Raw genomic sequence first — 18,787 nt, 5'->3', positions numbered from 1 at the left:
ATGAATTGAGCAATTTAAGGCTAAAATGCTGTAATGGAGACATAACTCTAAAATAAGGAATATTTCATGGCAATAGCAAGAAAAAATATTGATGCAGGGCCTTTTTTAAAATGGGCCGGTGGGAAGTCGCAGATACTTCCTGAACTTGAGAAGAGGTTTCCAAAAGAGCTTACCGGAGGTCCGGGCAACCGGAAGGGTAAGTATGAAGGCGGAGATAGTTTTGAGATCACCCGGTTTATTGAGCCGTTCATTGGTGGAGGTGCAGTATATTTCAGGGTAAATTACCGTTACCGCCCGGAAGAATGCCACATCTTTGATATAAACCCTGAACTTGTCCTCTGCTACCGGACGGTGAAGGATTCGGTCGAAGAGCTTATTGAGATTTTAGAGAATCATCAGGGTGAATATCTCCCTCTTGATGAAGAGGGGAGAAAGGAGTACTATTACAATATCCGGTCCTCATACAATGACGAAAGGGATGGGTTTGATTACCCGGCTTCCGGTGCTAAAGGAATAGAGAGGACTGCAAAACTGATATTTCTGAACCGGACGTGTTTTAACGGTCTGTACAGGGTGAACAGCAGCGGCGGATTCAATGTTCCGATGGGAAAATACAAAAACCCGACAATAGCAATAAAGAATTATCTCATTCCAGCATCAGAATCCCTTGAGAATACTCAGGTTCATCATGGAGATTTTGAAGAGGCTGGCAGGCTTGTGGATGAGAATACATTCCTCTACTTCGATCCGCCATACCGTCCCTTAAATAAGACATCAAGCTTCAACAGCTATGCAAAGGGCGGGTTTACTGATGACGATCAGAGGAGGCTTGCAGGATTTTTCAGGATGTGCAGTGAAAAGTCAGCAAAGGTCATGCTCAGCAATTCCGACCCAAAGAACAATTCTCCGGATGACAACTTCTTTGATGACCTCTACAGTGATTTTAATATCGAAAGGGTGCCTGCGAAGAGGATGATAAACTCAAAAGGTAATTCCAGATCTGCGATTAATGAGATTGTTGTAACCAATTATACTCCTGAAGTTCCGGAAATAGCGGAGGAATCAGAGCAGGAACTTTCTTTAACAGGGTCTAAGAAATCAAAGGTTTCTGCCAATACAACATTTGGTGATTTCTCTTAATCATTGATAATTCAGGGGTCGTAAGATTTTAAAATCCCTGAATAAATCCATTTGTGTGCGTAATAGTCAGATATGATAAATATAAACAATAAATCCGGATATGCTATAATTTCTGTAATTGTCGTGTTGGTAATTATTTTTGCTGCTGTAATTTATTCTGGCATTTTCAGCGGAAATAATTCTTATACTGCTGCGGTTGAAAATGAGAATATCATTCTGATCAGGGGTTTTAGCGTAAATTCCGAATCTGCGGGTATAAATACATCGGCAAAAGGAACTGTATTTATCAGAGGAAGTGAAGGAGTTCCTGAAAATGTTCAGATTGTTGCCGGGGTTGAGATAGATCCGGGTGACTGGGGCGGTGTTGCTTTTTATATCCCTGATGGATGGCATATTTCAGGCATAACAAGCAGTTTTCCGGAGAATAAATCCGGAGCAATGCCTCCTGAATACTATGTGTCAGCATGGACTACAGCGGGAACCGGATATAACTGGAGTACTATGGTAGAAGTTGGCAGGGATCGTACTTTTACGCCTGTTGGCGGCGGTACAGGAACTGTTTTAATTGACCTTGTTCCGGTTGAGAACAGCGAATCAGTAAATGCTAAAGCTCCGGGTATTCTGGTTTCAGTTGGTTCTGATGAAAAAGACGGCATAAATATTTGTGGCACTGACAGTATTGAGATACCGGTTTTTTTGTAACTTCTGATGAATAACCATCTCATATTCTCTTAATACGAGGTCAAAACCAGAATTTCTGAGATTTTAGGTTATTCTCTCTACACAATTTTAAGTGTAATCCACCATTTCTCCTCCACAGAATCCTCAAAAGTCATCCCAAAACAGAACACATAATCACCTTTTAAAAGATCATGGTTGGTTGTTATAATGACGGCAGAATCATAAGTTCTGTTCTGGTATGCCATAATGTCAGATGGTTTAATTCTGATATTTTATCCATCTGGCTGTGGAAGTTTTACATTGGAATTAATCTCTTCAACACGGGAGAGGAGAGTATGATGAACCTCTCCCGGTCCGTTTTCTTTTGTTTCCAGGGTGATATTTAATTTCTTGCTTTCCCCTGCTTTCAACTCAACAATTTCAGGATGGATCAGCACTGGTGCGTTCATGAGTGATACACCGGGAGTAATCTCCGGAGGTGTCCATGAATTATTTTCAGGGCTTTCAGGTAACAGTTCCCCAAAGTTAAAGAGCATTATAACTACAATTACTGATATCACCAATCCTGTTATTATCACGACTAAATGATTTATGTTCATAATTGTATCATCACCTTGGAATCTAGTGTATCAGTATTTTCAAAAATTATATTCCACTTTTTAGTGCCTGGATTCCAGCCCATTGTTCCTTATAACCTCGCTTTAAAATTTCTTTAGTCTAAAAATTAACAGTACAAAAACCATTAGTACTGTAAAAACAGACAAACCTGAATTATTAACTCTTTCAGCTTTTTCATTGTTGTTTTCTTCCGTTAAAAGGACTAACTCTCTGGAATCAGACTCTTTAGAAATATTCAGACTTTCATTTAGCTGAGTAAAGCAACCCACGGAATTGGGAAAATGATCGTTCCATGAATCTACTGCTTCTTTTGGGTCGTAAGGATAATTTTTGTAGTATGATTTAAATTTATCAACTGATAGTTCCTTATTCCACCAGGTATCAAAGATAAAACTTTCTTTATCGGAATCACTGCAATTTACGAAGAGGTAATTATTTCCATAATATGAACCTACTACCATTACATGATAGCCTTGATTATTGAAATAATCAGTATAATTTGATAAATTGGCTTTAATCTCAGTATTTGGGCTGCAATCAATAACTGGTGCAGGATAGCCGATTAATTTATTGGCAGATGATCTTACTTTTCCTAATACAGCGTTATCTCTAACTATATCAAATTCATAAAAAAGAATCTCTCCAGAAATGTCATATACTTTTAGCGGATTACTTCTTTTAACGTATGCTCCATTCCAGGTATCGGGATATTCACAGCAGAGATCTCTTTCTATGTATGGAGTTACTTCAAGTAATGCTGCCTGGTAAGCAATATCCGGAATTACTTCATATTCAGTAATTGTTTTTTCATCCAGCTCTATGGGTGCTCTAAGTTCAAGTTCTGCACTTGAAATAGAAATAAAAAAAAGGAGTGATGAAATTAGAAGTAATATGGATATTTTCTTTATTCTCATTGTATTATCGTTCCTAAACTAAATTAATTAGGGATAAGTAAATGCTGCAAATGGGTGATTTGAGACAAAATACTCATAACTACTTGAACTTTTAGCAGGGTCATGTACTTTTAATATTTTTGATCCTCCTGTATATTCCTGCCAACCAACTGCAACACGGTCATGATAACCCAGTGAAGTAAGTATTTCATCAATTACAGGATATCCTGGATTTGAATCAGTACCAATTGCATCTATATAGTCATCAAATGGAATATCGTCATCATCACTGAAATGATTGTAGTTCAGGTGGAAGTAAAAATACCTGTATTGGTCATTAAATGTACAACCTTGAGTTGTATTAATTCCCATATAATCTGCAATTTCAGATTGAGACTCATAATCTCCATTAAAGCCAGCTACCATTTGAGCTGATGCTACTCCACACCATTTGTCATGGTCCCAGTGCTGAAAGGGTACCCCTGATAATTCATAATAATTCTGTAATGTTTTGGATTTTGTTAAATTTACAGATGCATCCTGCTCAAATTTGTATAAATGGTTCCAGTTTTTTATCATATTATACGCTGTTATATCTTCCATCTCATAACATGACTTAAGATCAGAAGCCAAAACTTTAGAGTTCCAATATAAATCATAGACATAATTATTTGACTTAATACCCGGAGCAGATTCGATCAATAAGCCCTGATATGTAGAATAACTTACAATCGTTGAATCTATTCCTTTTTTATCGTAATAATTCTTTGTTTCAGATAATTTTTTCTTTAAATTATTTGGTTGGCATTCAATAGATAGAACCGGAGTACCAAGCAATTTATTTGCTGATGCTCTGATTTCACCAACAACAATGCCATTATCTACGATATCAAATTCATAATATTGTAAATTTTTAGAGATGTCATAAACTTTTAAGACATTTTCTTTTTGGATATTTGCCTTTTTCCAAATTTTAGTGTCAGTACTTTCAATACTGTTTATGTGCAATTTAAATGCTGCAACTGCTGAGTCATATGCGGTTTCTAGATCTATTTGATTTTCAACAATTAATTTTTGAGGTGCAACTGCACTAACCACCGGAACAAACATCGCCCCGACAAGTGTAACTACCAAAAGCAGACCTAAGGTCCACCTTTCTTTTTTTGTTATCATTTTTCACCTTAATTTAATTCCTGTTCTTCTTCAATTCTATACTCTCATTTTGAGTTTTAAGCTTCGGATAAAGGGATTTTACGGAACTACGGAACTTTGGCACTGGCAAAGTAGGGTCTGTTAAAATTACACTTTTACCCGGCTAATATCAGAGAAGACACAATCTGCCTCCAGTTACTCGATAGAATTTAAAAATATATACCTCTTATATGACAAAACCAGAATCAATTCGTACTTTGTCATAGAAAATTTATAGGCAGCTTTTTTCATACAGTAAACCGGTGAATGATTTGAAACAAAAAATGTTCACAGTTTTGCTTGTATTAAGCATAATTCTGATTTCTGTACCGGTTGTTTCGGCAAAAGAGGATTGCAGTTATTCGGTGCGCCCTTCAGTTCATAAAGAGCCGTTTGTCAGCGTGAAACTCTCTGATACAATTACGCAGTCTGAAACAAACAGACATCAGATGTATATTGGGAATGAGGTGAAATACTTTGAAATGTATCTTAACTGGCAGTCTGACTCTGACTCACTTGCTCTAACGGTTTATACACCTTCATGGACAAATATTGGTAATTTCCATGATTCAGATGATGGAATATTAGATGGAAAAATTCATATTGATATCGTACCTAACGGAAATTATGTTGATCAGGGAACATGGACATTTGATGTTTATGGTGAGAGTGTGTCATCCCAGAGATCATATACCTTTAGTATTATCAGCCATTAATTTTAGAAGGGTGTTACAATTAACACTTCTTTTTTTCTTTTTATTGGTGCTGCTAACACCTGCTGTAAGTGCAACAGAATATACTGCAAGACCATCATTGAATATCGGGAAGGTACCTGGTGCATCGGTGGCTGGAGAAGAAGTTAAAGAAATTCAGCCAATTCCTGCCTGGCTTGCAATTGTATTCCTGTTATTCCCTCATATGACTGCCCTTCCAATGGAATTTTTGATTTCATTAAAAGGCATATCATATCTTGGTTTTAAGCAGATAAATAAGAAAAACACCCTTAATAATTTGAACAGACGGTTATTATATAAGTACATCGGAGATAATCCGGGAGTCTATTTCAGAGAGATCGAGAGGAACTGTAATTTAAACAGAGGTACAATTGAATACCACCTGAGGGTTATGGAACTTCTGAAAATTGTTACGACCTATAAAAGTAACAATAAAAAGAGATATTTTACTGAGAACTCACTGAGTCCGGAAGATATAACTGTTATTTCCGTAATTAAAAATGAAACTAAAATGAAGATTCTTTCGACAATATTTTTCAATCTCAGTGCAAGCAATAAAGAGATCAGTGAGAAAACATTGCTTTCACCTTCAACTGTCAGCAGGCATCTAAGGGATCTGAAAAATAATGGTTTAATTGTTGGAAAAATAGATGGTAGGATAATTAAATACAATATTTCGGATAATTACTATGATACAATATTTCAATATCTGAGTATTTCATCTTATTTTGGGCAGTATGATAACTTACAACAGGTGCCTCTATTGAGAGCAGATTCGGGTCGCTGAAAGATTCCCGGAGAAAACATTAAATCAGTTTGTTGAGTATAAAGTAGTATACTTATGTCTCAACAAAAGTCTGTGCCGGAGTTTGTTGACCGGAATGATGAGATGGAGTTCTTAACCGGTCATTATAATTCCAGAATTCCGGAACTGATAATAATATACGGCAGGAGAAGGGTTGGAAAGACTACTCTTATCTCCCGTTTTCTCAAAAACCGTCCGGGATTTTACTTCATGGCCTCAGAGGAGGGCAGGGCCGGAAATATCCGTGATTTTGCAGATGTTGCAGGTGATTACCTCAAAGATCCGGACTTTAAAAGAACCATTTTTCCGGACTGGCAGGTTGTATTAAAGTCCCTCGTCAGCCACAGAAATTTTAGTCCTGCTTCCGGTGAGAGGGTTATAATTGTAATTGATGAGTTCTCATATCTTATTTCAAAGGATAAAGGTGTTCCATCTGCGTTTCAGAAGATCTGGGATCTGATACTTTCAGATGAAAATATAATGCTTATACTCTCCGGTTCTTCGGTCAGCACGATGGAAACTGAGGTGCTGGGTTACAAAAGTCCGCTGTACGGCAGGAGAACAGGACAGTGGCAGGTTGAACCTCTCTTTTATCCGTATCTCCGGGAATTTCTTCCTTATAGAGAGGAGGAACTTGTAATGGTCTGGTCGGTCATCGGGGGAGTGCCGGCATATCTCAGGTTTTTCAATCCTGATACCGGCCTGTGGGAGAACATTTTGCAGCAGATGCTAAGCAAGGGTTCATACCTGTACCTTGAGGCCGAGATCCTGCTGCACTATGAATTCCGTGAAGCGGGTAATTACATATCAATCCTCCGTGCCCTTTCATCCGGATTTACAAATCTCTCTTCGGTCTGTCAGGAGACCGGCCTTGATAAGAGTATGGTATCGAAATACCTTTCAGTTCTGACAGGTATTCATCTCATTGCGGATGAGATACCTGTAACTGCACATGCAGGCTACCGGAAGAGACACTACAGGATTTTAGATCCATACCTTAACTTCTGGTTTGCAGTTGTATATCCGCACAGGATGGATATTGAGACAAAGAAAGGTTCTGATGTGCTTGAGTCTGTCAAAGCTGAACTGCCCCCGTATTTTGGCAAAATGTTTGAAAATCTCTGCATGGAACTTGTACGAAACAGCTTTTTCTTTGAGGATATGTATTTCTCTAAACTGGGGCGATGGTGGTTTAAGGAGAATGAGATTGATATTGTCGGCTTTGATGAATCGTCAGAGAAAGCACTGTTCTGTGAGTGCAAGTGGGTGAATCTCTCTGAGAAGAAAGCAAGAGGTATATTAAAATCACTGACAAAAAAAGCACCACTTGTTGAATGGAAAAACCAGAAGAGATCTGAGGTCTATGGCCTCATAGCAAAGGAGATTTCCGGGAAAGAAAATATGAGAGCAGAAGGTTACCAGGTCTTTGATCTGGAGGATTTAAGAGAATTAAGCAGACCTTATCTTTCCAGAGCGTAAGTGCCCGTTCTGTAAAAACTATCCGTTTTGCAAAATGATCTTTTCCGTAAAGGTCGATTGGTGAATTCGCCGGAGCTTTTTCATTTGATTCTCCAGCGCAAAATTTTATTATCACTGAATAAAGAGATCTGAGTAGTTATTCTAATTTCAGGGAATTAAAAATATATCTTCTGAAAATCTCATAACAGGTAGGAAAATGATAAAATTCATTAAATTTGAAAACTTTACTGCTTTTAAGGAACTGGAGGTTGGTCTTTCTTCCGGAATAAATGTCTTTACCGGAGAAAACGGTACTGGTAAGACACACATACTAAAAGCAGTGTATGCCGGTTGTGAGATTACTAAAAGTAGGAAAAGTTTTGCAGAAAAACTGACCAAAGTTTTTCTTCCATCCGGAGAGCATACCGGGCGCCTTGTTAAAAGAACCAAAGGAAGTTCCAATGGCTTTGTGGAACTCCGTAGGGAACCAAAGATAAATAAAAGTCCGGTTATACGGCTCAAAATTATGAGCCGTGCAGAGAGTCCGGCAGGTGCGGAAATTTCCGGTGCGTACAAATCATGGTCTGATGAGCCAATTGAGTCTGTATATATTCCTGTTAAAGATATGATGGCCAATGCTCCGGGATTCCGTTCATTGTACAGTCTGCGGGATATTCATTTTGAGGAGGTTTATGCAGATATTATTGACCGTGCCTTCCTTGGTTCTCTTAAAGGTCCTATGGATGCTGAAAGAAAAAGACTCATGGATATCCTCCATAAGTCCATTGACGGAAGGGTTGTGATCAAAAATGAAGAGTTCTTCCTGAAAAACAGGCACGGTGAGCTTGAATTTACACTGGTTGCAGAGGGCTTTAGAAAACTGGCACTTCTATGGCTTTTGATACAGAACGGTACCCTCACGAATGGTTCTGTTCTTTGTTGGGATGAACCTGAGGCAAATCTGAACCCAAAACTGATGAGAACGGTTGTGGAAATTCTGGTTGAACTGCAGAGAATGGGTGTTCAGATACTGATTTCAACCCATGATTATATTATCCTGAAAGAATTTGACCTCCAGACGACTGAAAATGATCAGATAATCTATCACAGCCTTTTCAGGGACAAAGAAACCAGTGAGATCTCCATCTCCTCAACTCCGGATTATGAAAAGATTTCTCCCAATGCGATTGATGATACATTTGCGGACATTATTGATCGGGATATTGCGAAAGAGATGGGGAGCAGTCTTAAATGATATTGCAGGAGGGAGATCTGCAGTTTGAATTCAATAATGTGATTGATGCATTTAAATTTGATGAGAAAGACCGGTCAAAAGAAACATTTCATGGTCTATCTCACTGCATGAAAGCGGTTGATTTCATCATCGAGACGGAGGAGTATTATCATTTTGTTGAGGTGAAAGACTATTCAACTGCTTCTGAAAATTACTTTGAAGATAATTACATGGATGTAATAAATTCCCTGAATATAAAATTCCGTGATTCCTTTTTGTACAGATGGGCAGAGGACAGACTGGACAAACCAATAATATATGTCTGCCTTCTTGAACTGGAAAATCCTATGATTCCCAAAATTATGAAGGACTTAAGGCTTCGGCTTCCAAGTAAAAACCTTCCCGGCAGGTGGCGGAAAAAACCTGTGGATAAGTGCTTTGTTGTCAATGTAGAGAGATGGAATAAAAACTTCCCCGACTGGAAGATAACCCGAATTTAAGCAGTCTGAAAAAAAAGTGTCAGTGATGAAAGCTCATCCCTTCAGGATGTCCTTTGCAATCCAGTCACCGATATCCGATGTCTTCATAAAGCCGCCCATGTCCTTTGTGACAGCTCCCTTCTCAATTGAATGGCTGATTGAAGTGATTACTGCAGCAGCGGCTTCCTTCTCTCCTATGTGATCCAGCAGCAGTGATCCTGCCCAGACTGTCGCAAGCGGGTTTGCAACATTTTTGCCTTTGTACTTCGGTGCAGAACCGTGAATAGGTTCAAACATCGAAGTGCCTTTAGGGTTGATATTCCCTCCCGGAGCAAGGCCAAGTCCGCCCTGGATCATAGCGCCAAGGTCAGTTATAATATCGCCGAACATATTGGGTGTTACAACAACATCGAACCATTCCGGATTCTTGACAAACCACATGGTGATGGCATCAACAAAGTTGTATTCGGTGGTGACGTCAGGGTATCTCTTCTTTGTCTCCTCAAAAACCTCACGCCAGAGACCATATACCTCGGTCAGCACGTTTGCCTTGTCAACCGATGTAAGCTTCTTATCCCTGGTCCCTGCAAGGTCAAAGGCGTACTCCATCACACGCTCTGACCCTTTTCTGCTTAAGACCCCTATCTGGTATGCAAGCTCATCCGCATCAGTCTCAACATCAATGCCAAACCTGACATTGTAGAGGTTTCTCATAACCTCAAGTTCATCCCTCTGTTTACCCGCCTTTGCCCTTGCACCGATTCCTACATAGAAGTCCTCGGTATTCTCCCTGACAACGACAAAGTCGATCTCCTCAGGGCCTTTATCAGCAAGCGGAGTTGAAACTCCGGGCAGGAGCTTAATCGGTCTTAAGTTCACATACTGGTCAAAGTAGAACCGGATGGCAAGTAAAATTCCCTTCTCTAAAATTCCGGGTTTAACCCTGTCATCTCCAATTGATCCGAAGTATATCGACTTAAACTTAGAAAGCTCCTTTAACTCATCCTCGGTTATCAGTTCGCCGGTCTTAAGATATCTTTCTGCACCGATCTCATAGTCAGTCCACTCGATATCAAAGCCGAACTTCTCTCCGGCAGCATCGAGAACTTTCCTGCCCTCTGCAACGATCTCCGGTCCGATTCCGTCACCCGGCATGCAGGCTACTCTGTACAAGTCTTCACCTCATCCATCTCTTTTGCATAGTTAACAAGTCCGCCGGCATCAACGATATGTTTCATAAATTCCGGCACAGGCTCTAGTTCATATTTATTCCCGCCACTCATTACGTATCTGAATTCAGAGTCTATCTCAATCCCGGCACCGTCTTCGATCTCATCCGCACAGGGACAGATGACAGGCAGAAGTCCGGTATTGATGGCATTCCTGTAAAAGATTCTTGCAAAGGATTTTGCAAGAATCACCTTAACCCCTGCACCCCTCAGTGCAAGAGGTGCGTGCTCCCTTGAAGATCCGCAGCCGAAATTCCTTGAAGCGACAATGACATCGCCGTCCTTTGCCTCAGCTGAGAACTCGTCCCTTGTGCCTTCAAAGGCATGTGATGCAAGTTCCTTTTCATCGTATATCGTCAGGTACCGCCCTGGGATTATTGCATCGGTGTCGATATCACTGCCAAATTTCCACACTCTCATAATTCAGACCTCCCTTGGATCGGTTATCACGCCGGTCATTGCACTGGCAGCGGCGGTTGCAGGTGAGCAGAGATATACTCCGGCTTCAGTGCTGCCCTGCCTGCCTCTGAAATTACGGTTGGATGTCGAAAGTGAGACCTCGCCCGGTGCAAGCAGTCCGAAAGCCCCGCCCATGCAGGGGCCACAGCAGGGAGCCTCAACAAGTGCCCCTGCCTCAACAAACTTCTCAACAAGTCCGGCCCTTAAGACTTTCAGGTACTCTTCCTTTGATGCCGGAACTATGATGACCCTTAAGTCATCTGAGAACTTCCCGTCTCCAAGAACCTCTGCCGCCTCGGCAAAGTCCTCAAAACGTCCGTTGGTGCATGATCCGATAAATACCTGGTCAACCTTCCGTCCGGCAACCTCGGTCACATCCACTACATTGTCCACATTATGCGGCACTGCCACCTTTGGTGCGAGACCGGAGACATCATAATGCCTCACCTCAGCATAACCGGCATCCTCATCACCGGTCATCTCAAAAGGTGTGACATCTGCCCTTCCGGAGAGATAATCCCATGTCTTTGCATCCGGAGGAACAATGCCTGCCTTTGCTCCCATCTCGATTGCCATGTTGGCGCAGGTCATCCTGCCGGATATGTCCATATCTGACACAGTCCCGCCGTAAAATTCAAGTGCTTTGTAGGTTGCACCATCAGCCCCGATGTCGCCTGCAAGGTTCAGGATCAAATCTTTTGCACCTGTCCTCCTTGGGAATTTACCCTCTATTTCAAGCCTGATGCTCTCCGGAATTTTGAAGTACAGTGCCCCGAACTTCAGCACAAAGCCCATATCGGTGGAGCCGATTCCGGTGGAGAAAGCACCGAGTGCCCCGTATGCACAGGTATGGGAATCCCCGCCTACGATTATATCTCCCGGCCTTGCCCTGCCTTTCTCAGGCACAACCTGGTGGCAGACTCCCTCTTTTATATCGTAGTTGAAGATGCCCTGCTCCTTTGCAAAATCCCTCATCATGACGTGATTTTTCGCCGCCGGTATTGAATCAGCCGGGATCTGGTGGTCAAAGAGCATTATGACTTTTTCCGGGTCAAAAACCTGCTTTCCACCCATCTCCCTGAATACATTTATCGCCAGCGGGCCGGTGATGTCATGTATCATCGCACCGTCAACAGGCGCCATCACCATATCTCCGGCAGAGTAGTCCCTGCCGCATTTTTTAGAGAAGACCTTCTCAACATATGTCTGTTTCATACTTGTCACTTTGAATTAAGCACAGTAGCAGACCCTCTCTGGAGTGCCACCTTTCCTGTCCGTACCATCTCGGTTATTCCGTACGGGCCAAGAAGTTCTTCTATCGCATCTACCTTTCCCGAATCTCCGGTGATCTCTAGGACAACCGTCTTTGGTCCGACATCGATAACCTTCGCCCGGAATATGCCTGCGATCTGCATAATCTCGGACCTCATATCCCCCGGTTCTGCGTTCACTTTTATAAGCGCAAGCTCCCTTTCAACATGCTTCTTTTCAGTGATGTCAGTCACTTTGATGACCTCGATCAGCTTATTGAGCTGCTTTTTTACCTGCTCAATCTGTGCCTCGTCACCGCAGGCGACTATCGTCATTCTGCTTATATCGGGAGATTCACACCTTCCGACGACGAGGCTCTCGATATTATATCCCCTCCTGCTGAAAAGACCCGATACCCTGGCAAGGACACCGGACTGGTTCTCGACAAGAACGCTCAATATCTGCTTCTTCATCTTCCGGCCTCCTTTTCCTCCGGTATGTGGCATCCGATCATATCGCTTATCGCCGCACCTGCCGGAACCATAGGGAATACATTCTCCTCCCTTTCGATCCTGAAGTCGATTAGGAACGGACCTTTTGTCTCCATAGCCTTTTTCAGAGCCTCTCCGACATCTTCCCTCTTCTCGACCTTCAGGCCGGGAATGCCGTATGCTGCCGCTATTCCGACAAAGTCTACCTGGGGCAGTTCGGTATATGAATACCTCCTCTCGTAGAAGAGTTCCTGCCACTGCCTTACCATGCCGAGGTACATATTATTCAGGATGAGCATCTTTACAGGGACATTATACTGTGATACTGTCCCGAGCTCCTGTATATTCATCTGGAAACTGCCGTCCCCGGCTATCAGCACAACGGTCTCGTCAGGCTTTGCAAACTGTGCGCCAATCGCTGCCGGAAATCCGTATCCCATAGTTCCAAGGCCGCCTGAGCTTATCCACTGCCTGGGCGACTTAAAGCCGTAATACTGTGCGGCCCACATCTGGTTCTGGCCGACTTCGGATACTATTATGCCTTTCCCTTCCAGAATTCCGGAGAGCTGCTCTATGATGTACTGCGGATGAAGCCCTTCGTCATCCCTGTATTTCATCATATGGTTCTCCCTCCAGTTTTCTATCTTTTCAAGCCAGGGGTCCTTCTTTTTAATATCCAGAGTTTCTGAAAGGTTTATCATCTCCCTCAGAACTTCACCCGCATCGCCGACAATCGGAACATCCACAGCTTTATTCTTACCGATCTCAGCCGGATCGACATCTATGTGGATAACTTTTGCACCGGGGGCGAACTCTTCAATCTTGCCTGTAACCCTGTCATCAAACCTTGCACCGACTGCGATGAGCAGATCACACTCGGTAACTGCATAATTGGCAGCCTCTGTCCCGTGCATACCGAGCATTCCGAGGTTTAACGGATGGTGTGCCGGAATTGCTCCAAGGCCCATCATTGTTGTCGTAACCGGAAGGTCAAGCATCTCTGCAAGCTTTACGAGATCAGCTGAGGAATCAGATGCGATTACGCCGCCTCCTGCATAGATTATAGGCTTTTTTGCCTCCGCAATGAGCTTTATCGCACTCTTGATCTGTCTGGGGTGGCCCCTGTATGTGGGCTTATAGCCTCTCAGGTTAATTTCCTCGTTTAAAACCTCAGATTCATCAACCAGCCCGGTCTGGACATCCTTTGGCAGGTCGATGAGCACAGGACCTTTACGGCCTGTTCCGGCGATGAAGAAGGCCTCCTTTACTACTCTCCGGATGCTGCCCGCCTCGTTTACGAGATAATTGTGCTTCGTAACCGGCATTGTGATTCCGGTTATGTCAGATTCCTGAAAGGCATCATTTCCAAGCATGCCTGTCGGAACCTGCCCTGTCAGGGCCACAACCGGAACAGAGTCCATATTTGCGGTTGCTATTCCGGATACGAGGTTGCATGCCCCCGGTCCTGATGTCGCAAGGCAGACTCCGGTTCTGCCCGATGCCCTTGCATATCCGTCTGCCGCATGAACGGCTGCCTGTTCATGCCTGACAAGAATATGCTTAATGCCTGAATCATAGAGAACGTCATAGATTGGGAGGACTGATCCTCCCGGATATCCAAATATTATATCTGCTCCCTCTTCTTTCAGGCTTTCAATCAGTATCTGTGCTCCTGTCTTCATTTTCTCTCCTGAGAAGTCTGTTCATCCCCGAAAGGACTGCTTCAACACTTGCTTCTATTATATCTGTTCTTGCACCGCGGGATGTTATTACTCTTCCGTCCCTGCTTAGTTTGACTGTCACGTCAACGACAGCATCAGTGCCGCCTGTTATGGCATCCACATGATAATCCTCAAGTGTGATGTCACCTCCGACACTGACTGACTGCTGAAGCACTTTCAGTGCGGCATCTACAGGGCCTGTACCTGTTGAAGCGCCTGTAACCTCTTCGCCGTTTACAGACATTGTAACCGAGGCTGTTGGTATGACCGTATTCCCGCTTACAACCGTGAACTGCTTCATACTCAGAACCGGTCTGCACTCAAGGAGCATTACTGCGTCTGCTATTGCCATAACGTCTGCATCACTAACTTTTATTCCGGAATCTCCGAGCTCCTTTATCCGTTTTACTATCTCTGCAAGCTGCTTCCCATTTGGTTTATATCCAAGTTCGGTGAGCGCCGCCTGAACGGATGCCGAACCGGAATGCTTGCCCAGAACTATCCTTCTCGTCCTGCCGACGGTCTCAGGGTGCATAGGTTCGTAGGTCCCTGAGTCCTTCATAAGGCCGTGGGCATGGATTCCGCTCTCGTGTGTGAATGCCATAGCACCCACTATCGGCTTGTTTGTCGCAAGAGGCACCCTTGTAAGTCTTGAAACAAGCGTTGAGAGCTTGTAAAGCTTTTCTGTCTGAATTCCGGTGCGGAAATCGTAGAGTTTCTCAAGCGACATTACAAGTTCTTCAAAGGAGGTGTTTCCTGCTCTTTCTCCAAGCCCGTTTACTGTCACATGAGCACATGATGCTCCTGCTCCAAGTGCTGCAACCGTATTTGGCAGTGCAAATCCGAGGTCATTGTGGCAGTGTATTGAGAGGGGTGCAAAGCAAAGCTTTGGTATGTAATCCTTTACTCTCTCGGGCGTCATCAGGCCCACAGTGTCACAGAAGCATAGTCTGTCAGCCCCGTGTTCAACTCCGGCTTTAAAAAGCCCTTTCAGGAAATCCTGATCTGCCCTTGAAGCATCCTCCCCGGAGAGTTCAACAATAAGCTCTCTCTCTTTGGCATACTCTGTAGTCTCCATTGCCATTTTAAAGACTTCATCACGGGTTTTGCCCATCTTCTTTTCAATGTGCAGGTCAGATACCGGAATAACAAGATGAACCGAGTCTGCACCACTTTCCACTGCCAGATCTATATCTCCGGTGCGTGCTCTGGAATATGTGCAACATTCAGCAGGGAGACCTGCCTCAGAGATCAGTTTGATTGCTTCTCTTTCACCTTCGGATGCTATGGCAGAACCAGCTTCAATGACATTCACACCTATGTCAGAGAGTGCAGTGGCGATTTCGAGCTTCTGTTCCGGAGTCAGTGATACTCCCGGCGTCTGTTCCCCGTCTCTCAGGGTGGTGTCCAAAAATCTTATCTCTTTTTTATCGAAAAATAAAGTAATCACTCATAGGTTTTCACTCCCACTTATGATAGTGTTCAACCTAATATATATAATTTGTCCGGGTCAGGCATTTTTTGCACCAGATGCTGTGGGGTGTGTGGTGCGCATGCACCATATTTGTAATGTTTTCTGGTGTGGTGCACCGCAATTCGGCAAAGTTTTATTATCTATTAGTGCGTTTTAATTTGTATGTCTCAGAATAATTTCGGGACCGGGAAAGTCACTGCACAAGTGGCAGATCGCTTTCTTATTCGGTACTAAATTTGCGAACAGGAAAGTGTCAGTTTTTGATACGACACTCAGGGATGGAGAACAGACTCCCGGAGTTTCATTTACGATTGATCAGAAGATAGAGATCGCCCGCCGTCTCTCCGATATCGGTGTTTCAATGATTGAAGCAGGTTTTCCGGCTTCTTCTGACGCGGAATTTGATAATGTCCGACGTATTGTTGAGGCAGATACCGGTGCTCCGATATGCGGACTTGCACGTTCTGTAAAAGGCGATGTTGACAGGTGCGTTGATGCCGGAGTTGACATGGTGCATGTATTCATCCCTACTTCGGAGATACAGAGAATTCATACGATTAAAAAAACACACCCGCAGGTAGTGGAAATAACCGATGATATTGTCCGTTATGCCGCCTCAAAGTGCGATCGTGTGATGTTCTCTGCGATGGATGCCACAAGAACGGGAATTAAAGACCTTATTGAGGTTTATTCCACCGCATCGGGTGCCGGTGCCGAGATTGTAAATATTCCGGACACTGTCGGAATTTTTACTCCTACTGCGATGAAGGATATGGTCTCTGCTGTCCGTGAGCACGTTAACTGCCGGATTGATGTCCACTGCCACAATGACTTTGGTCTTGCCGTTGCCAATACCGTATCTGCGGTTGAGGCAGGTGCAGATCAGGTCCAGGTGACTGTGAACGGGATCGGTGAACGTGCCGGAAATGCCGACATCTCCCAGACTGTGATGATTATGGAGGCGATTTACGGGATTAAGACCGGAATTGTAACCGAAAAACTGGTTGAGACCTCAAGGCTTGTATCGCGGTTCTCAGGAATCGCCGTACCGCCGGTTCAGCCGGTTGTGGGTGATAATGCCTTCTCACATGAAAGCGGCATACACTCCCATGGTGTGCTCTCAAATCCGGGAACTTTCGAGCCGGGAATTATGACTCCTGAGATGGTCGGCCACAGGAGGAGGTTTAAACTCGGAAAGCACGCCGGCAGCCATGCCGTAAGGCAGACTCTCGTTGATGCAGGCATAAATCCGGATGACAAAGAACTTGAAGAGATTGTCAGAAGGATGAAGGAGATCTCCGGGAGGGGTAAGAAGGTCACTGACAACGACCTCTTCCAGATTGCCGATACGGTTATGGATTCGGATGTATCCGAAAAGGCGATTGAAATCGATGACATCTCAATATTCACAGGCATACATGCGATTCCGACTGCCAGTGTCAGGGCGTTTGTCTATGGTAAGGAGAAGGTCTGTTCAAGCACGGGTGATGGCCCTGTTGATGCTGCCATGAATGCGCTGATGGGCATTATACCAAAGCCCGTTGAGCTGAAGTCCTATCAGGTTGAGGCAATATCCGGCGGTACAGATGCAATCGGCTGTGTTACCATTGCAGTTGAGGACAGTCGCGGAAGAGTATTTGACTCGTCTGCTACAAACAGTGATATTGTCCTGGCCTCGGTAGAGGCGATGGTGAATGCACTGAACCTTGTATATCGTGCAAACAGAGAACCAGGCTTAGCAGGATCTGCGGATTCCGGTCAGGTCCTGAAATAAGTGAGTAATGTCCGGGAGAGGAGGGTAAACTTTCCCGGGTTAAATTACGGGCGGAATATTTATTCTGATAATACCCGTTTTAATGGCAAAAGAATAAATCATAAAGAGAATAATTCAGAATCAGGAAGTACAGATATGATAAAGAAGTATTATGAATCCGATGCAGACCTGAGTAATCTTTCAGGGAAAAAAATAGCCGTAATCGGGTACGGATCACAGGGAAGGGGACAGGCACTTAATCTTCGTGACAGTGGCCTTGATGTTATTATCGGAATCAGACCCGGTAAGAGCAGGGTGCAGGCTGAAGAGGACGGTCTTGAGGTATATGACGTATCTGAGGCTGCAAAAACTGCACAGGTTGTAATGATCCTTCTTCCTGATGAAACACAGGCAGATGTATATGACGCTGAGATTAAGCCTTATCTTGAAGAGAATGACTGCCTTATGTTCTCGCACGGTTTCAATATCCACTACGGGCAGATAATTCCGCCTGAGAACGTGGATGTTGTCATGGTTGCACCCAAAGGTCCGGGGCATATGGTAAGAAGGGTATATGAGGAAGGCATGGGAGTTCCTGCACTAATTGCAATTCACCAGAATGCGTCCGGAAATGCAAAGGAGATCTCACTTGCGTATGCAAAGGGAATTGGTGCTACAAGGGCGGTTGTTCTTGAGACGACATTCAGGGAGGAGACTGAGACTGATCTCTTCGGTGAGCAGGCAGTGCTCTGCGGCGGTGCAACCTCACTTATTAAAGCAGGCTTTGAGACTCTTGTGGCAGCCGGATATGCGCCTGAGATGGCATATCTTGAGGTTCTTCATGAATTAAAGCTTATTGTGGATTTGATCTATGAGGGCGGATTTACAAAGATGCGTGATTCTATCTCCAATACCGCACAGTTTGGCGACCTTACAAGAGGGCCGAGGGTAATCGGGCCGGAGACATATGCCGCAATGGAGGATGTCCTGACCGAAATTCAGACCGGAGAGTTTGCAAAGGAGTGGATTTTAGAAAACAGGGTCAGAAGGCCCGTATTCAACGCACTGACAAAAGCGGACGAGGAACATTTAATAGAGGTTGTTGGTGCTGAGATCCGCGGCATGATGCCTCAGTTCCAGAAGAAGGAAGAGTGCGACGAGGAGTAAATTCCTCTT

The 18,787-nt window shown here is 43.8% G+C and carries 19 protein-coding genes; 9 read left to right on the top strand and 10 right to left on the bottom strand.

Annotated elements, in window-relative coordinates; genetic code table 11:
* Positions 1-66: 66 nt before the first annotated feature.
* Together METLIM_RS05655 and METLIM_RS05650 are read left to right on the top strand one after the other, a co-directional pair.
* Entirely contained in the window at positions 67-1,140 is a 1,074-nt protein-coding gene (locus METLIM_RS05655) for a DNA adenine methylase (RefSeq protein WP_004076973.1), read from the top strand.
* A 72-nt stretch (positions 1,141-1,212) separates the two neighbouring features.
* Positions 1,213-1,842, top strand: a complete 630-nt coding sequence (locus METLIM_RS05650; RefSeq protein WP_004076972.1) for a hypothetical protein — start codon at positions 1,213-1,215, stop codon at positions 1,840-1,842.
* A 77-nt stretch (positions 1,843-1,919) separates the two neighbouring features.
* Here METLIM_RS05650 and METLIM_RS16515 read toward each other — a convergent pair whose 3' ends face one another.
* The 4 genes from METLIM_RS16515 to METLIM_RS05635 all read right to left on the bottom strand — a co-directional run bounded on the left by METLIM_RS16515 (position 1,920) and on the right by METLIM_RS05635 (position 4,505).
* A complete protein-coding gene (locus tag METLIM_RS16515; protein WP_004076971.1) occupies positions 1,920-2,066 on the bottom strand; it encodes a hypothetical protein in 147 nt (48 codons plus the stop codon).
* Positions 2,067-2,093: 27 nt separating this feature from the next.
* Positions 2,094-2,420, bottom strand: coding sequence for a hypothetical protein (locus METLIM_RS05645; protein WP_004076970.1), 327 nt, complete (start codon positions 2,418-2,420; stop codon positions 2,094-2,096).
* A 102-nt stretch (positions 2,421-2,522) separates the two neighbouring features.
* Positions 2,523-3,353, bottom strand: coding sequence for a hypothetical protein (locus METLIM_RS05640; protein WP_004076969.1), 831 nt, complete (start codon positions 3,351-3,353; stop codon positions 2,523-2,525).
* Between the two features lie 27 nt (positions 3,354-3,380).
* Positions 3,381-4,505: a hypothetical protein gene (locus METLIM_RS05635; RefSeq protein WP_004076968.1), complete on the bottom strand. Its 1,125-nt coding sequence runs from the start codon at positions 4,503-4,505 to the stop codon at positions 3,381-3,383.
* 281 nt (positions 4,506-4,786) lie between these two features.
* On the opposite strand from METLIM_RS05635, the gene METLIM_RS05630 reads away from it, so the two are divergent.
* From METLIM_RS05630 to METLIM_RS05610, 5 genes are all read left to right on the top strand, one after another.
* Positions 4,787-5,239, top strand: coding sequence for a peptidase (locus tag METLIM_RS05630; protein WP_394295886.1), 453 nt, complete (start codon positions 4,787-4,789; stop codon positions 5,237-5,239).
* 127 nt (positions 5,240-5,366) lie between these two features.
* The gene (locus METLIM_RS05625; protein ID WP_245543598.1) at positions 5,367-6,044 is read left to right on the top strand and encodes a winged helix-turn-helix transcriptional regulator; all 678 of its coding nucleotides are present in this window, start codon (positions 5,367-5,369) and stop codon (positions 6,042-6,044) included.
* Between the two features lie 54 nt (positions 6,045-6,098).
* Positions 6,099-7,541, top strand: coding sequence for an ATP-binding protein (locus tag METLIM_RS05620; RefSeq protein ID WP_004076965.1), 1,443 nt, complete (start codon positions 6,099-6,101; stop codon positions 7,539-7,541).
* 196 nt (positions 7,542-7,737) lie between these two features.
* Positions 7,738-8,775, top strand: coding sequence for an AAA family ATPase (locus METLIM_RS05615; protein WP_004076964.1), 1,038 nt, complete (start codon positions 7,738-7,740; stop codon positions 8,773-8,775).
* Positions 8,772-9,254, top strand: a complete 483-nt coding sequence (locus METLIM_RS05610; protein WP_004076963.1) for a hypothetical protein — start codon at positions 8,772-8,774, stop codon at positions 9,252-9,254. The genes METLIM_RS05615 and METLIM_RS05610 overlap by 4 nt, the downstream gene beginning before the upstream one ends.
* Before the next feature lie 33 nt (positions 9,255-9,287).
* Here the strand turns inward: METLIM_RS05610 and METLIM_RS05605 are convergent, their stop codons facing one another.
* From METLIM_RS05605 to METLIM_RS05580, 6 genes are read right to left on the bottom strand one after another with little or no spacing between them, the layout of a single operon-like run.
* Positions 9,288-10,406, bottom strand: coding sequence for an isocitrate/isopropylmalate dehydrogenase family protein (locus tag METLIM_RS05605; protein ID WP_004076962.1), 1,119 nt, complete (start codon positions 10,404-10,406; stop codon positions 9,288-9,290).
* Positions 10,394-10,882 (bottom strand): 3-isopropylmalate dehydratase small subunit, encoded by a 489-nt coding sequence (locus METLIM_RS05600; protein ID WP_004076961.1) that lies wholly within the window; start codon positions 10,880-10,882, stop codon positions 10,394-10,396. Before METLIM_RS05600 ends, METLIM_RS05605 begins: the two co-directional genes overlap by 13 nt.
* A 3-nt stretch (positions 10,883-10,885) precedes the next feature.
* The gene (locus tag METLIM_RS05595) at positions 10,886-12,136 is read right to left on the bottom strand and encodes a 3-isopropylmalate dehydratase large subunit (RefSeq protein WP_004076960.1); all 1,251 of its coding nucleotides are present in this window, start codon (positions 12,134-12,136) and stop codon (positions 10,886-10,888) included.
* Positions 12,137-12,141: 5 nt separating this feature from the next.
* Positions 12,142-12,645 (bottom strand): acetolactate synthase small subunit, encoded by a 504-nt coding sequence (ilvN, locus tag METLIM_RS05590; protein WP_004076959.1) that lies wholly within the window; start codon positions 12,643-12,645, stop codon positions 12,142-12,144.
* Positions 12,642-14,345: a biosynthetic-type acetolactate synthase large subunit gene (gene ilvB, locus METLIM_RS05585; protein ID WP_004076958.1), complete on the bottom strand. Its 1,704-nt coding sequence runs from the start codon at positions 14,343-14,345 to the stop codon at positions 12,642-12,644. Before ilvB ends, ilvN begins: the two co-directional genes overlap by 4 nt.
* A complete protein-coding gene (locus METLIM_RS05580; RefSeq protein WP_048145660.1) occupies positions 14,317-15,834 on the bottom strand; it encodes a 2-isopropylmalate synthase in 1,518 nt (505 codons plus the stop codon). Before METLIM_RS05580 ends, ilvB begins: the two co-directional genes overlap by 29 nt.
* Positions 15,835-16,108: 274 nt before the next feature.
* On the opposite strand from METLIM_RS05580, the gene METLIM_RS05575 reads away from it, so the two are divergent.
* Positions 16,109-17,632 (top strand): 2-isopropylmalate synthase, encoded by a 1,524-nt coding sequence (locus METLIM_RS05575; protein ID WP_004076956.1) that lies wholly within the window; start codon positions 16,109-16,111, stop codon positions 17,630-17,632.
* Between the two features lie 135 nt (positions 17,633-17,767).
* A complete protein-coding gene (gene ilvC / locus METLIM_RS05570; protein WP_004076955.1) occupies positions 17,768-18,778 on the top strand; it encodes a ketol-acid reductoisomerase in 1,011 nt (336 codons plus the stop codon).
* Positions 18,779-18,787: the final 9 nt, after the last annotated feature.

Source organism: Methanoplanus limicola DSM 2279, from assembly GCF_000243255.1.
Taxonomy (GTDB): domain Archaea; phylum Halobacteriota; class Methanomicrobia; order Methanomicrobiales; family Methanomicrobiaceae; genus Methanoplanus; species Methanoplanus limicola.
Note: the sequence above shows the minus strand (reverse complement) of the source record. Positions and strands in the feature narration are given on the sequence as shown.